We start from the raw sequence: 15,077 nt of genomic DNA, 5'->3' as shown, positions 1-15,077 counted from the left end.
CCGATGCGGTTCCCTGGCGAAAGCGCGTGGGCCCCCGCTCGTTTCGGAGCGGGGGCCCACGCATGAGTATTCGGCTTCCGTCGTCACGCAGCGGAAACCGAATCTGCTATCGGCTGAAATCAGTCGTTGGCACCGACGGTGTGCACGTAGATGGTGTCGGTGCTGCCAGCGGCGTGCTCGCCCTGAGCGGAGCTCAGCACGACGATCTTGTCGCCGTCGGAGACCTTGCCGGCGTTCTTGAGGACCTTGTCGGTGAAGGTCATGAGATCCTTGCGGGTCTTGTCGTGGTAGTCCTCATCGAGCAGGAAGGCCTCGGTGCCCCAGGAGAGGGCCAGCCAGTGGTAGGTGTGCTCGTTGGTGGTCAGGCCGTAGATCGGTGCGGCCGGACGCTCGCGGGACACACGGTGCACGGTGTTGCCGGTCTGGGTGTAGGCGACGATGGCCTTGGCGTTGAGCTTCTCGGCCAGGTCGACGGCGGCGGAGGAAACGGCGCCGGTGGAGGACATGTCGAGGTTCTTCAGCTCGGGGATGCGGTCGAAGCCGTGCTCGGTGGCGAAGCCGGAGATGCGGCTCATCGTGGCGACGGTCTCGGTCGGGTACTCGCCGACGGCGGTCTCGTTGGAGGTCATCGTGGCGTCGGCGCCGTCAAGCACGGCGTTGGCGCAGTCGGAAGCCTCTGCACGGGACGGAACCGGGGAGTGGACCATGGAGCCCAGGACCTCGGTGGCGACGATGACGGGCTTGGCGTACTGACGGGCCAGCTCGATGATGCGCTTGGTGGCCAGCGGGACCTCTTCCAGCGGGCACTCGACGGCCATGTCGCCACGGGCGGCCATGACGCCGTCGAACGTCTTGACGATGTCCTCAAGGTTCTCCAGAGCCTGCGGCTTCTCGATCTTGGCGACGATCGGGATACGACGGCCTTCCTCGTCCATGATCTCGTGGGCGCGGTCGATGTCGGTGGCGAAACGCACGAAGGACATGGCGATGATGTCGGCGCCGGTGCGGATGGCCCAACGCAGGTCGGCCTCATCCTTCTCGGTCAGGGCGGGCAGGCTCACGGCCACGCCGGGCAGGTTGATGCCCTTGTGGGAGGAGACCGGGCCGGCAACGACGACCTTGGTGTGCACGTTGTTGCCCTCGACCTTGGTGACCTCCAGACGGACCTTGCCGTCGTCGATCAGGATCGGGTCGCCGGGGTGGCAGTCGCCGGGCAGGCCCTTGAAGGTGGTGGAGGTGATGTGCTCGTCGCCTTCGACATCGTCGGTGGTGATGATGAACTCCTGGCCTTCCTCAAGCTGGACCTTGTCCTCGCCCTCGGCGTTCTTCTTGAACCAGCCGCAGCGGATCTTCGGGCCCTGGAGATCGACCATGGCGGCGACGTTACGACCGGTCGCCTTGGAGGCCGCGCGCACGTTGTTGTAGACCTTGAGGTGATCCTCCGGAGTGCCGTGGGAACGGTTCAGACGGGCCACGTCCATACCGGCCTCAATCAGCTTGGTGATGCCTTCGGGAGACTCGGTGGAAGGACCGATGGTGTCTACGATCTTGGCTTTACGCATGAATGCCTACCTATTCTTATGTGATTTCTTCTAGGAAGAAGTCTTGCGACTTCCACTGCCACAGGCAAGTGTACTAGGTTTGGGCGACGTGAGCCACTGTTTTCACGGGCGTGTTGTGAGCGCTCACATTTTTTTGGGCGGCTCAGGCTTCGCTCTTCGCGGCCTCGACCGACTTCATCTTCATGACGCTCGCGATGGCCGACGATCCGATGGCGACGACGATCACGACCAGCGACACCCACGTCGGTACCTCGGGCACCCAAGAGACCGGGTGACCGCCGTTGATGAACGGCAGCGTATTGCCGCTCAACGCCTCCATCACCAGTTTGATGCCGATGAAGCCGAGCACGAACGCGAGCCCGACCGGCAGGTAGACGAGCTTGTCGAGCAGTGCGCCCAGCAGGAAGTACAGCTGCTGCAGGCCCAGCAGAGCGAACACGTTCGACGTGAAGACGATGAACGGATCCTTCGTCAGGCCGAAGATCGCGGGAATGGAATCAAACGCGAACATGACGTCCGTCGTGCCGATGGTCAGGAACACGATCAGCATCGGAGTCCAGTACGACTTGCCGTCCTTCTCGGTGCGCAGCTTCTCGCCGTCATAATCGTCGGTGATGCGAATCACCTTGCGCAGCATGCGGATCAGGCCGTTCTCATGGTATTCCTCATCATCATCGCCTCCGACGACCAGCTTGATCGCCGTATAGATCAGGAAGGCGCCGAACAGGAAGAACACCCACGTGAACCGCTGAATAATGGCCGCGCCGACCAGGATGAAGCAGCCGCGCAGAATCAGCGCGACGGTGATGCCGACGGACAGCACGTACTTCTGGAGCACTTTCGGCACGGCGAAGTTCGACATGATGATGACGAAGACGAACAGGTTGTCGATGCTCAGCGAGTACTCGGTGAGCCATCCCGAATAGAATTCGATCGCGGGCTTCGAACCGGAAAAGCACCATACCAGTCCGCCGAAAATCAGCGCCATGACCACGAAAAAGGCGATGTGCTGCACGCACTCCTTGGTGCTGGGCACATGCGGCTTGCGGCCGATGACGAACAGATCCACAACGAAAAACGCGATCAGCACCGCAAAGGTGGCGATCATAAAAGCGACAGGGGTTTCAGACATGTATACCAGCATAGGAAAGGGCTGTGACGCTCTCTGTTACGAAATGCTCACTTGTTCGCTTCCGTCATCTGGCGCAGTTCCTTCTTGAGGTCGCGGATCTCGTCGCGCAGGCGTGCTGCGAGCTCGAACTGGAGCTGTTCGGCGGCGGTGTGCATCTGCTCGCTCAGCTGACGGATAAGGTCGGCGAGATCCTGCGCGGGAAGCCCCGCCTTGAGTATCTCCTCATGTCGCTTGTCGGCCTCCGCGGCGTCGAGGGAGGGCACACCCAGATGGGTGTTGCCGGCCTTGCCCGCGTTGCGGTAGCCGCCTTCGAGCAGCGTGGCCGTGTCCACGTCCTCCTTGGCGAGCATGTCGTTGACGTCGCTGATCTTCTTGATGAGCGGCTTCGGGTCGATGCCGTGCTCCTTGTTGTAGGCGATCTGCCGCACACGGCGACGGTCGGTCTCGTCGATGGCCTTGCGCATCGCGTCGGTAGTCTCGTCGGCGTACATGATGACCGTGCCCGATACATTGCGGGCCGCGCGACCGATGGTCTGGATCAGCGAGCGGTACGAGCGCAGGAACCCCTCCTTGTCGGCGTCGAGGATGGCCACCAGCGATACCTCGGGCAGGTCCAGTCCCTCTCGCAGCAGGTTGATGCCTACGATGACGTCGATCTTGCCTTCGCGCAGTTCGCGCAGCAGTTCGACGCGCCGCAGCGTGTCGACGTCGGAATGCAGGTATTCGACCTTGATGCCGCGTTCCAGCAGGTAGTCGGTCAGATCCTCGGCCATCTTCTTGGTCAGTGTCGTCACCAGCGTGCGCTCGTTTTTGTCGACGCGGTCCTTGATCTCGGCGAGCAGGTCGTCGATCTGCCCCTTGGTCGGGCGCACGTCGATCTTCGGGTCGACCAGACCGGTCGGTCGGATGATCTGCTCGACCACGCCGTCCGACAGACCGAGCTCATAGTCGCCGGGCGTCGCCGACAGGTATACGGTCTGCCCGACGCGGTCCAGGAACTCCGGCCATTTGAGCGGGCGGTTGTCCATCGCGGACGGCAGACGGAACCCATGTTCGACCAGCGTGCGCTTGCGGGACGCGTCTCCCTCGTACATCGCGCCGATCTGCGGCACGGTGACATGCGACTCGTCGATGACCAGCAGGAAGTCATCCGGGAAGAAGTCGAGCAGCGTGTGCGGCGGCGTGCCGGGTGCGCGGTTGTCGAAATGCCGCGAATAGTTCTCCACGCCTGAGCACACGCCGACCTGCGTCAGCATCTCCAGGTCATATGTGGTGCGCATGGTCAGGCGCTGCGCCTCCAGCTCCTTGCCCTGCTTCTTGAGTTCGGCCACGCGCTGGTCCAGCTCCTCCTTGATGGTCTTCAACGCATGCTCCATGCGCTCGGGGCCGGCGACGTAATGCGAGGCGGGGAAGATGTGCACGGAGGTCTCGTGGTCGATCACGTCACCGGTGAGCGGATGCAACGTGGAGATGCGGTCGATCTCGTCGCCGAAGAACTCGATGCGGATAGCCAGCTCCTCATATACCGGTATGATCTCGACGGTGTCGCCACGCACGCGGAACGTGCCGCGCGTGAACGCGATGTCGTTGCGCTTGTACTGCATGCCGACGAACTTGCGAAGCAGCTGATCGCGGTCAATCTGCTGGCCTTCCTGGAGGAACAGCATGCGGCCGGCGTACTCCTCCGGCGTACCGAGGCCGTAGATGCACGAAACGGTGGCGACGACCACGCAGTCACGCCGCGTGAGCAGGTTCGCGGTGGCCTGATGGCGCAACCGCTCCACATCGTCGTTGATGTTGGAGTCCTTCTCGATGTACGTGTCGGTCTGCGGTATATACGCCTCGGGCTGGTAGTAGTCGTAGTAGCTGACGAAGTAGCTGACCGCGTTGTCGGGCATGAGTTCGCGGAATTCGGCGCATAGCTGCGCGGCGAGTGTCTTGTTCGGCTCGATGATGAGCGTCGGCCGCTGCAGCCGTTCGATGAGCCATGCGGTCGTCGCGGTCTTGCCCGTACCGGTGGCTCCCATGAGCACCACGTCGTTCTCGCCGTTCTCGATGCGGGTGGCCAGCTCCTCAATGGCCTGCGGCTGGTCGCCGGACGGCTTGTACGGTGATTTGACGACGAATGGCTTGTCGGCGCGCTCGATGTTGAATCCCATGGCTTCCAGCTTACCGCCATCCGTTCAGCGAACGGTTCTCAATAAGAAAAGTGCGAGGATAACGCACAAAACAGCACAATCGCACAAAACATGCATGCCTTGGAAATACAGGGATTGGGCGGGTTTCATGTGCGTTTTGCGGCGCTGCCGGGCTCACACCTTTTCACGGGCGAATGATTCAGTGAGCCTTCCACCGGCGATACAGCCCATCGACCTGCGCCAGCATGTCGGGGATCGGGCGGGTGGAATCGATGACGATGTCGGCAAGCTCCCGGCGCTCGGCTGTGCTCGATTGGCTGCGGATACGGTCTGCGGCCTGCCGTTCGGTCATGCCGCGCGTCGCGACCATGCGCCTGATGCGCATCTGTTCCGGCGCCTCCACCGTGACGATGTGATCGAATTGGAACGGAATCGACCGGATCACCTCTGTGAGCAGCGGCACGTCATGGACGATGACCTTCGCGCCGGGATTCCGTCGCTCCAGCCGTGCGGCTTCGGCATATATCAGAGGATGCTCGATGTCGTCCAACCGTTCGCGTGCGCCGGGAGCGGCGTCACGGCCGAACACACGCTCGGCGAGCCACGCCCGATTGAGCGATCCGTCGGCCAGCAGCGCGTCCGGGCCGAACACGGCGGCGATCCGTGGCAACGCCACTCCCCCGGGCGCCACGATCTCATGCGCAAGTCCGTCATAGTCGATGACCAGCGCGCCGAGTTCCCGCATCCGGGCGGCGACGGTGCTCTTGCCCGCGGCGATGCCTCCGGTCAGTCCGATACGAATGCTCATGACATCATGCTATTCGCGACACGCCCGGTTTCGTGGCAGAGATGGAAGGCGAGTTTTTGGACTCTCGCAGCATTCCGCCATTTCACTGATTCGCGCATGGCAGGCTTGCTGGATATCCGGGCGTGTCGCGGTTGTTCAAGGCAGCCGGGAAGTGAGGATGACCGGCATCGCGCAAAGACCACCCTCAGTCTCGCTATGCTCGACCGCTCCCGCCGGCGGGAGCGGGATATGAAAAACGGGAACCACCCGTGTGGGGCGATTCCCGTTTTCCTATCTGCCGGCAAATCCTACCGGCATTCTACTTCTTCTCGGGATGTGATGACTCACTTGCCGAGCAGCTGATCGCGCAGAGCGGCGAGCTGGTCGGAGTCGGCGAGAGTACCCGTGGAGGAGTTGTCGGAAGAGTAGTTGGAGGTCTCCTCGACCTTCTCTTCCTTCGGAGCCTGGCCATCCTCGGCAGCGGAAGCCGCGGCGTTCTCCAGCTCCTTGGCGACGAACGCCTTGTGCTCCTCCCACAGTTCGTGGGCGGCGGCGTACTGGGATTCCCATTCCTCGCGCTGCTTCTCGTAACCGGCGATCCACTCGTTGGTGTTCGGGTCGAAGCCTTCGGGGTACTTGTAGTTGCCCTGCTCGTCGTACTCTGCCGGCATGCCGTACAGAGCCGGATCGAAGTCCTCGGAAGCCGGGTCGACGGAGTCGTTGGCCTGCTTGAGGGACAGGGAGATGCGGCGACGGTCGAGATCGACGTCAATCACCTTGACGAAGACCTCTTCGCCGGGCTTGACGACAGTCTCCGGGTTCTCCACGTGGCGGTTCGCCAGCTCGGAGATGTGCACCAGGCCCTCGATGCCATCCTCGACGGAGATGAAGACACCGAACTGGACAATCTTGGTGACCTTGCCCTTGACGATCTGGCCGGGAACGTGGGTGCGAGCGAAGCGCTGCCACGGATCCTCCTGGGTCGCCTTGAGGGACAGGGAGATGCGCTCACGGTCGAGATCGACGTCGAGCACCTCGACGGTGACCTTGTCGCCGACCTTGACGACCTCGGACGGATGGTCGATGTGCTTCCAGGACAGCTCGGAGACGTGGATCAGGCCGTCGACACCGCCCAGATCGACGAACGCGCCGAAGTTGACGATGGAGGACACGACACCCTCGCGGATCTGGCCCTTCTTGAGCTGGGACAGGAAGGTCTCACGGACCTCGGACTGGGTCTCCTCCAGGTACTGGCGGCGGGACAGGACCACGTTGTTGCGGTTCTTGTCGAGCTCCAGGATCTTGGCCTTGATCTTCTGGCCGATGTACGGGGAGAGGTCGCGAACGCGACGCATTTCGACGAGGGACGCGGGCAGGAAGCCACGCAGACCGATGTCGACGATGAGGCCGCCCTTGACGGCTTCGATGACGGTGCCCTCGACGACGCCGTCAGCTTCCTTGATCTTCTCGATGTCGCCCCAGGCGCGCTCGTACTGGGCACGCTTCTTGGACAGGATCAGACGACCTTCCTTGTCTTCCTTGGTGACGACAAGGGCCTCGATGGTGTCGCCGACCTCGACGACCTCGTCAGGATCGACGTCCTTCTTGATGGAAAGTTCGCGGGAGGGGATGACGCCCTCGGTCTTGTAGCCGATATCCAGGAGGACCTCGTCGTGATCGATCTTGACGACGGTACCTTCGACCAGATCACCATCGTCGAAGTTCTTGATGGTGGAATCGACTGCCTTGATGAAGTCCTCTTCGGTGCCAATGTCGTTGATGGCGACCTTGGTGACTTCAGTGTTGTTCTCTGCCATGTAAATATATGGTTTCTAATAGTGGATGAATAATTACTCGATATTCAGTTATACGTGTGCACTCATATGAGCACACACAAGTTATCAGGATACCTACAGCCATGCCCAAAATGGGCGGAAAAACCAGCGCGACACGCCCGAATTCGGCTACATTTTCCTCTCGGCCATCTCCACGACGTTGGCGAGCAGCATGGCGCGGGTCATCGGACCGACGCCGCCGGGGTTTGGAGAGTATGCGGAAACCTTGTCATAACAGGCCTTGTCGACGTCTCCCCTGATGCGGAAACGGCCAGTCTGCTCATCAAACACGCGGGAGACGCCGACGTCCATCAGCACGGCGCCGTCCTTGACGTTTTCGGGCTTGACGAACCCGGCTGACCCCATGGCCGCGACGATGACATCGGCGCGACGCATGTGGTCGGCGATGTCGCGCGTGCCGGTGTGGCACAGGGTGACCGTGGCGTTGATCGCCTTGCGCGTCAGCAGCAGACCGATCGTGCGGCCGATGGTGATGCCGCGCCCGAGCACGCACACCTCCTTGCCGTTCAGGTCGATGTCGTAGGCGTCGAGCAGTTCGATGACGCCGCGCGGCGTGCACGGCAGCGGGGTCGTGATGTCGCCCTGCACATGCAGCACGAGTTCGCCGAGATTGTATGGGTGCATGCCATCGGCATCCTTCGAGGGATCGATCAGGCCGATGATCGCGTTCTCGTCGACGCCGCGCGGCAGCGGCAGCTGCACGATGTAGCCGGTGCAGGCCGGATCCTCGTTCAGGTCGCGCACCGCAGCGGCGATGTCATCGAAACTCGCGTCGGCGGGAAGGTCGCGCCGGATGGAACGGATGCCGACCTCCGCACAGTCGGCATGCTTGCCCGCGACGTATTTCATCGAACCGGGATCCTCCCCGACCAGCAACGTTCCCAGACCGGGGACGATGCCGTGCTCCTTCAGTGTTGAAACACGTTCCGCCAGGTTCGCCTTGACCTCGGCCGCGACCCGCTTGCCATCGAGTTTGATGGTCATGTGCGTCCTTCCCTAGAGTTCGTTCATTCCTCGTAGCGTTAGGCTATCGTGGACTCAGGTCAATGACAATCCGACGGCGGACCGTCGACGGCATATTCGAAGAAGGCAGCGATATGAACATTCACCCGCATCGTCTGGTCACCGGCATTGCCGCCATCCTCGCCACAGGCATGCTGATGGCGTCGAGCGCCTGCGGCACCGGCGGCGGCTCGCAATCCGAGCGGCCCTCCGCGAAGGAGCCGACCGGACCGATCACCGTCGTCGCGTCCATCAACCAGTGGGGCTCCCTCGCCGAGCAGATCGGCGGCACCGACGTGAACGTCACCTCCATCCTCAGCTCCACGAATGTGGACGCGCATGATTTCGAACCGAAAACATCCGATGTCGCCAAGCTGCAGAAAGCGCAGATCATCGTGTCGAACGGTGCCGGATACGACTCATGGGCGACCAAGTCCGTAGGCCGCAACTCGACCATCGTCTCGGCCGCCGAGACGGTCGGAGCTATGGAAGGCGACAACCCCCACCTATGGTTCTCCAAGGACGCCCGCAACGGCATGGCGACCGAACTGACGGAGGCATTTTCCAAGGCGCTCCCCGCCAAGAAGAAGGCGTTCCAGTCGCGCCTCAAGGCATGGCAAAAGGAGGAAAAGGCCATCGAGAAGTCGATGGGCGAGTTCGCCGCCAACCGCAAGAACGCCACGTACGGTGCGACGGAGGCCGTGGCGTACTACCTGATGTCGGACATGGGCTTCCAGGACGACACTCCCAAGGGGTTCGCCCGATCCGCGGCCTCGGGCGGCGAACCTGCCCCGGCCGACCTGCAGGAATTCCAGTCGCTGATCGAATCACAAGGCATCAGCGTGCTGGTCAACAACACGCAGGAATCCAGCGACGCCACCAACATGCTGACAGGGACGGCCGGACGGGCCGGCGTCCCCGTGTTCGACGTCAGTGAGCAGATGCCGCAGGCGTACACGACGCTGACTGATTGGATCGCCGATCTGGTGGCCCGGCTTGACAAGACCGTCTCCCGCGCCATCATCGACGACAGCGACGAAAGCGGCAGTTCCGACGGCAAAGACGGCGCCAGCGCCAAGAACGATGCCGGCAACCGTGCTGACGACAAAAGCGATACCGGCGCCGGCAGCAGCAACTGAGTTCGCCCGCCCGCTCCAGACCGTTACCATTGCCGTCTCCTCCGCCGCTAATGAGTCCGCCACCGCTAATGAGAATGATTGTCATAGTCCTTTGCGATAATGCGTTGCCGTACATGTCGCACCGGCGGACGTGATGCCGGTCCCGTACAGACAGGACGATGAATCATATGCACAGCAACAGCGGCGACCGGGAACAACGGCCCGACTGCATCGTGTTCAGCAACGCCTCGGTGAAACGCGGCGAACGGCTGATCTGGCAACACGGCGACTTCTCCATACCGGCGGGTTCGGTCACCGCCATAGTCGGCACGAACGGCACCGGCAAAACCACGATGATGAAAACGGAGCTCGGCCTCCTCCCACTCGCCGGGGGCACCGTGCACGTGCTCGGACGCCCGGCAGGCGAGATGAACCGCCAGATCGGGTACGTGCCGCAAAGCTACACTTCGGACATCGACTCCAATCTCACCGCCGAGCAGTCGGTGCTGCTCGGCCTGACCGGCACCCGTTTCGGCGTCCACTTCGTCACCAAGGCGCAACGCGCGAAGGTGAAGGAGGCCATGACCTTCACCGGCATCGCCGACAAGGCCCACTACCGACTGTCCGAGCTTTCGGGCGGTCTGCGCCAGCGCGTCGCCATCGCGCAGGCCTTGGTATGCGACCCGAAACTGCTCATGCTCGACGAGCCGCTCGCGAATCTCGACCTGGCCAGCCAGCGTGCCGTGGTGCATGTGCTGGCACGGCTCAACAAGGAGCTCGGCATGACGATCCAGGTCGTCGCGCACGATCTCAATATGCTGCTGCCGATCCTGACCGGCGCCGTCTATCTGCTGGACGGGCATCCTCACTACGCGGCGATGAACGACGTGCTGGATTCCAAGCTGCTCACGCACCTGTACGGCACCAAAGTGCAGGTCGTCACCACGCCGCAGGGGGACATGTTCGTCACCCCCACCCCCGACGAGGCGGATGACGTCGTTCCCGACACGCATGACACCAGCGAGGTCGCACAATTCCATCATCACGAATACCACGAGCGGAAAGGGCGGGCACAATGACCGGCATCAGTTTCTCCTTCGATCCCGACTGGATGTACACCCTGTCCGCCCCGTTCATGACCAACGCCTTCCTCGCGGGCCTGTGCATCTCGCTCGCCGCGGGCGTGATGGGATATTTCACCATCGCACGCCATTCGACGTTCGCCGCGCACGCGCTGGCCCATATCGGACTGCCCGGCGCCACCGGCGCGGTGCTGTTGGGGCTGCCGGTCTCGCTCGGCATGGGAGTGTTTGCGCTGGGCGGCGCGCTGGTCATCGGAGCGTTGGGCAAGCGCGCCACGCAGCGGGAGATCGCCACCGGCACCGTGCTCGCCTTCGCCACCGGCCTCGGACTGTTCTTCGCCCGACTCTCGTCGTCCGCGTCGCAGCAGATGCAGTCCATTCTGTTCGGCTCGATCCTGACCATAACCACCGATCAGATCCTTGGCTTCGCCGTGTTCGACGTGATCCTGCTCGCCGTGCTGGCCATCGTGTACCGGCCACTGCTGTTCAGCTCCGTCGACGAACAGGTGGCGCAGGCCAAGGGCGTGCCTATCGGGCTGATGAACGTTGCGTTCATGGCGATCATGGCCGGCGTCATCACCATCGCGGTCCCCGCGGTGGGTACGCTGCTGATCTTTGCGCTGGTCATCACCCCGGCCGCCACGGCGAACGCCATCGTCGCCTCGCCGTTCAAGGCGATGGTGATCGCGACGGTGCTGTGCCTGGTGTCGATCTGGGGCGGTCTGGTGCTGTCCGCGATGTTCCCCGCTCCCCCGAGCTTCATCATTGTCACGTTGTCGACGCTGTTCTGGGCGATCGCCAAGGGCGTGACGTCGCTGCGTCATCGCTGATTACTCTGGACGACGCCCGCGAATCGGGCGAATGCGGGCGTTATCCAGCGGAATCATGCGAATCCCCGCTGAGATTCGCATGATTCCGCTCGATTACATCACCAGCGCATTGGCGATGGCGGCGATTCCCTCGCCCCGGCCGGTGAATCCCATATGGTCGGTGGTCGTGGCGGTCACCGTCACCCGGCATCCGACGGCATCCGACAGCGCGCGCTCGGCTTCCTCCCGGCGTCGCCCGATCTTCGGACGATTGCCGATGATGACCACGCTGGCGCTGGATGGCATCCTTCCATGCGATCGCAATACATCGACGGTTCTTCGCAACATATCGCAGCCGTGCATGCCGGCTCCCGGAGCATCGGCTCCCACGCCGAACAGTCCGCCGATGTCTCCCATCCCAGCGGCGGACAACAGCGCATCGATCAGGGCGTGGGCGGCCACATCGCCGTCCGAATCCCCCTCGATACCGACGCCATCCCATAAAAGCCCGGCGAGCCATAGCTGCCGGGCTGGATCCTCGGCGAAACGATGCGCGTCAAACCCTTGACCAATCGCTGGAACAGCGTTCATGGACATGTTCGTCGCCGGCTACTTGCGCCGGGACTTCTTGCTTTCGGATTCGATGCGAGCCAAGGTCCGGTCGGCAGGCTCGGCGGGTGCCTCGCTGTGATGCTTCTCGTCGCCCGGCTTCGGCTCGGAGAAACCGAGGTTGACGTCGAGCAGACGCTGGATCTCGGCCTCGTCAAGGTCTTCGGACAGGGCGATCTCGGAGGTCAGGATGCTGCGGGCGCGGGTGAGCATCCGCTTCTCGCCAGCGGACAGGCCGTGCTCGTCCACGTCGCGCTGGGCGAGGTCGCGGACGACCTCGGCGATCTTGTTGACGTCACCGGTCGCCAGCTTCTCGACGTTCAGCTTGTACCGGCGGGACCAGTTCATCTCCTTCTCGACGATGGGCGTACGCAGGATCTCGAAGACCTTGGCGACCTCATTGGCGTCGACGATGTCACGCACTCCGACCTTCTGCGCGTTCTCGACGGGAACATTGATGACCAGACCGTCGGAAGACAGCACGGTGAGTTGCAAGTATTCCCGCTTCACGCCCTTGACCACCCGTTCGGTAATGGCCTCGACCCTTGCCGCTCCATGACGCGGATAGACGACCATATCGCCGACCTTGTACCCCATGAATCCTCCGTGAAAACAATATACTTAACCTTACGTATTATGCCATACAGCCGGGACGATGGGAACACTCCGGACACGACTCGCCAAAATCTCACAATAGTGCCCCGAAGGTATTACCCTCTGTGTTATGGCTACTTACACGAACATCAATGAAGATATCGCTCCCGTGCCAGTGAATCAAAGTGATTTGAGCGCGGTGAGCAATGCAACGTTCTACAACCCGCACGAAGTGCTGGGCGGTCACCTCGGTTCCGGAGACCACGCCGGAACCGTCACCATCCGAGTGCTCAGGCCACTGGCCAAGAGCGTCACCATATACACCCAGAAGGGAACGGCCGAGGCCCGGCACGAATTCAACGGCGTCTTCGTGGCCGTCATCGCGGCCGAAAAGACCGCGGACGGCTGGGCCGTGCCCGACTACCGTGTATGCACCACCTACGAGGGCGGCAAGTCCGTCATGGAGGACGACCCGTACCGTTACCTGCCCTCCATCGGCGACATGGACGCCTACCTGTTCGGGGAAGGCCGCCACGAACGCCTGTGGGAGGCCCTGGGCGCGCGCGTTCGCCGCTACGACGACCCGATGGGCGGCGCCGACGGTGCTCCCGGCCACCAGGTCGTGGGCACCTCGTTCACCGTCTGGGCGCCCAACGCGCACGCGGTCCGCGTGGTCGGCAACTTCAACTCCTGGGACGGCCGCCGCCACGCCATGCGCGAGCTCGGTTCCTCGGGCATCTGGGAGATCTTCATCCCTGGCGTCAAGGCGGGCGAGGTCTACAAGTACGAGCTGCTCAACGCGAACCACGAGTGGAAGATGAAGGCCGACCCGATGGAACGCTCCCACGAGATTCCGCCGGCGACCGGCTCCATCGTCGTCGAATCGGACCACGAATGGAATGACGAGGCATGGATGGACCACCGCAGGCACACCGACCCGCACGCCGGCCCGGTCAGCATCTACGAGGTCCATGCCGGCAGCTGGAAGAAGGGCATCGGCAACTACCGCGAGCTGGCGGACGAGCTCGTGGACTACGTGGCCAAGGAAGGCTTCACGCATGTCGAGTTCATGCCGCTGACCGAGCACCCGTTCTCGGGCTCGTGGGGATATCAGGTGACCGGCTACTACGCCGTGGACTCCCGACTCGGCAATCCGGACGACTTCAAGTACCTGGTGGACAAGTTCCACCGTGCCGGCATCGGCGTCATCATGGACTGGGTGCCCGCTCACTTCCCGAAGGACGATTTCGCGCTCGGACGCTTCGACGGCACCCCGCTGTACGAGGATCCCGACCCGCTGCGCGGCGAGCACCCCGACTGGGGCACGTACGTGTTCAACTTCGGCAGGCGCGAGGTGCGCAACTTCCTGGTCGCCAACGCCTGCTTCTGGCTCGACGAATACCACATCGACGCGCTGCGCGTGGACGCGGTGTCCTCGATGCTGTACCTGGACTACAGCCGCAAGCCCGGCCAGTGGCGCCCGAACATCTACGGAGGTCGCGAAAACCTCGAAGCCATCGACTTCCTCAAGGAAGCCAACGCCACCGCGTACAAGAACAACCCCGGCGTCATGATGATCGCCGAGGAATCCACCGCCTACCCCGGCATCACCGCACCGACCGACGCCGGCGGACTGGGATTCGGCCTCAAGTGGAACATGGGCTGGATGCACGACACGCTGCAGTACCTGCACGAGACCCCCATCAACCGCAAATGGCACCACAGCGAGATCACCTTCTCGATGGTGTACGCCTATTCGGAGCATTACGTGCTGCCGATCAGCCACGACGAGGTCGTGTACGGCAAGGGCTCGCTGTTCGGCAAGATGCCGGGCGACGACTGGCAGCGCTACGCCGGCGTGCGCGCCCTGTTCGCCTACCAGTGGGCGCACCCGGGCAAGAACCTCACCTTCATGGGCAACGAGATCGCGCAGTACGGCGAGTGGAATCATGACGGTTCGGTCGACTGGGACGCCCTCAACTGGCCTGACCACCGCGGCGTGCAGAAGCTCGTCGCCGACCTGAACGAGTTCTACAAGGACACGCCGGCCATCTGGAGCCAGGACTTCGACCCGGCGGGATTCCAGTGGCTGACCAGCGATGACGCCGACCACAATACGCTCAGCTTCCTGCGCATCGGCAGCAAGGGCGAACAGCTCGTCGTCGTGGTCAACTTCTCCGGCGAGGCGTGGCAGGACTATCAGGTTCCGCTGCCGCAGGGCGGCAACTGGACCGAGGTGCTGACCACGGACGACAAGAAGTACGGCGGCTCCGACATCCACAACGGCACGTTCGCCGCGGTGAAGGGCGAGTACCATTCGCGTGATTGGTCGGCAAAACTCACCATTCCGGCATTGGGGGCGGTATTCTTGAAACCGGAAAACTGAAA

The 15,077-nt window shown here is 62.7% G+C and carries 12 protein-coding genes; 4 read left to right on the top strand and 8 right to left on the bottom strand.

What is annotated here, in order from left to right:
* Nucleotides 1–119 precede the first annotated feature (119 nt).
* The 6 genes from pyk to MMB49_RS03925 form a co-directional block, all read right to left on the bottom strand.
* Nucleotides 120–1,562, bottom strand: a complete 1,443-nt coding sequence (gene pyk / locus MMB49_RS03950) for a pyruvate kinase (RefSeq protein ID WP_047271887.1) — start codon at nt 1,560–1,562, stop codon at nt 120–122.
* Nucleotides 1,563–1,704: 142 nt separating this feature from the next.
* Entirely contained in the window at nt 1,705–2,694 is a 990-nt protein-coding gene (locus tag MMB49_RS03945) for a TerC family protein (protein ID WP_047272061.1), read from the bottom strand.
* 47 nt (nt 2,695–2,741) lie between these two features.
* Entirely contained in the window at nt 2,742–4,853 is a 2,112-nt protein-coding gene (gene uvrB / locus MMB49_RS03940; protein ID WP_013363372.1) for an excinuclease ABC subunit UvrB, read from the bottom strand.
* A gap of 178 nt (nt 4,854–5,031) precedes the next feature.
* Entirely contained in the window at nt 5,032–5,640 is a 609-nt protein-coding gene (gene coaE, locus MMB49_RS03935; protein ID WP_003812724.1) for a dephospho-CoA kinase, read from the bottom strand.
* Nucleotides 5,641–5,963: 323 nt separating this feature from the next.
* Entirely contained in the window at nt 5,964–7,436 is a 1,473-nt protein-coding gene (gene rpsA, locus MMB49_RS03930) for a 30S ribosomal protein S1 (protein ID WP_003812721.1), read from the bottom strand.
* Between the two features lie 147 nt (nt 7,437–7,583).
* The gene (locus tag MMB49_RS03925) at nt 7,584–8,459 is read right to left on the bottom strand and encodes a bifunctional methylenetetrahydrofolate dehydrogenase/methenyltetrahydrofolate cyclohydrolase (RefSeq protein ID WP_022173940.1); all 876 of its coding nucleotides are present in this window, start codon (nt 8,457–8,459) and stop codon (nt 7,584–7,586) included.
* A 113-nt stretch (nt 8,460–8,572) separates the two neighbouring features.
* On the opposite strand from MMB49_RS03925, the gene MMB49_RS03920 reads away from it, so the two are divergent.
* The 3 genes from MMB49_RS03920 to MMB49_RS03910 all read left to right on the top strand — a co-directional run bounded on the left by MMB49_RS03920 (nt 8,573) and on the right by MMB49_RS03910 (nt 11,507).
* A complete protein-coding gene (locus tag MMB49_RS03920) occupies nt 8,573–9,616 on the top strand; it encodes a metal ABC transporter solute-binding protein, Zn/Mn family (RefSeq protein ID WP_047271885.1) in 1,044 nt (347 codons plus the stop codon).
* A gap of 167 nt (nt 9,617–9,783) precedes the next feature.
* On the top strand, nt 9,784–10,674 hold the full coding sequence (locus MMB49_RS03915; protein ID WP_013363367.1) for an ABC transporter ATP-binding protein: 891 nt from the start codon (nt 9,784–9,786) through the stop codon (nt 10,672–10,674).
* A complete protein-coding gene (locus MMB49_RS03910; RefSeq protein ID WP_003812712.1) occupies nt 10,671–11,507 on the top strand; it encodes a metal ABC transporter permease in 837 nt (278 codons plus the stop codon). Before MMB49_RS03915 ends, MMB49_RS03910 begins: the two co-directional genes overlap by 4 nt.
* Before the next feature lie 93 nt (nt 11,508–11,600).
* Here the strand turns inward: MMB49_RS03910 and ispF are convergent, their stop codons facing one another.
* Both ispF and MMB49_RS03900 read right to left on the bottom strand, forming a co-directional pair.
* Nucleotides 11,601–12,077, bottom strand: coding sequence for a 2-C-methyl-D-erythritol 2,4-cyclodiphosphate synthase (ispF, locus tag MMB49_RS03905; protein WP_080958845.1), 477 nt, complete (start codon nt 12,075–12,077; stop codon nt 11,601–11,603).
* Nucleotides 12,078–12,095: 18 nt separating this feature from the next.
* Nucleotides 12,096–12,692, bottom strand: a complete 597-nt coding sequence (locus MMB49_RS03900) for a CarD family transcriptional regulator (RefSeq protein ID WP_003812708.1) — start codon at nt 12,690–12,692, stop codon at nt 12,096–12,098.
* Between the two features lie 127 nt (nt 12,693–12,819).
* Between MMB49_RS03900 and glgB the strand changes: the two genes are divergently transcribed.
* Nucleotides 12,820–15,075 carry a 1,4-alpha-glucan branching protein GlgB gene (gene glgB, locus MMB49_RS03895; protein WP_047271882.1) on the top strand — a complete coding sequence of 752 codons (2,256 nt, stop codon included), beginning with the start codon at nt 12,820–12,822 and terminating at the stop codon, nt 15,073–15,075.
* The last annotated feature ends 2 nt before the right edge of the window (nt 15,076–15,077 follow it).

This window comes from Bifidobacterium sp. SKU (assembly GCF_026016405.1).
Taxonomy (GTDB): Bacteria; Actinomycetota; Actinomycetes; order Actinomycetales; family Bifidobacteriaceae; genus Bifidobacterium; species Bifidobacterium bifidum.
The sequence above is the reverse complement of the archived record's forward strand: the minus strand, read 5'-3'. Positions and strand labels throughout refer to the sequence as shown.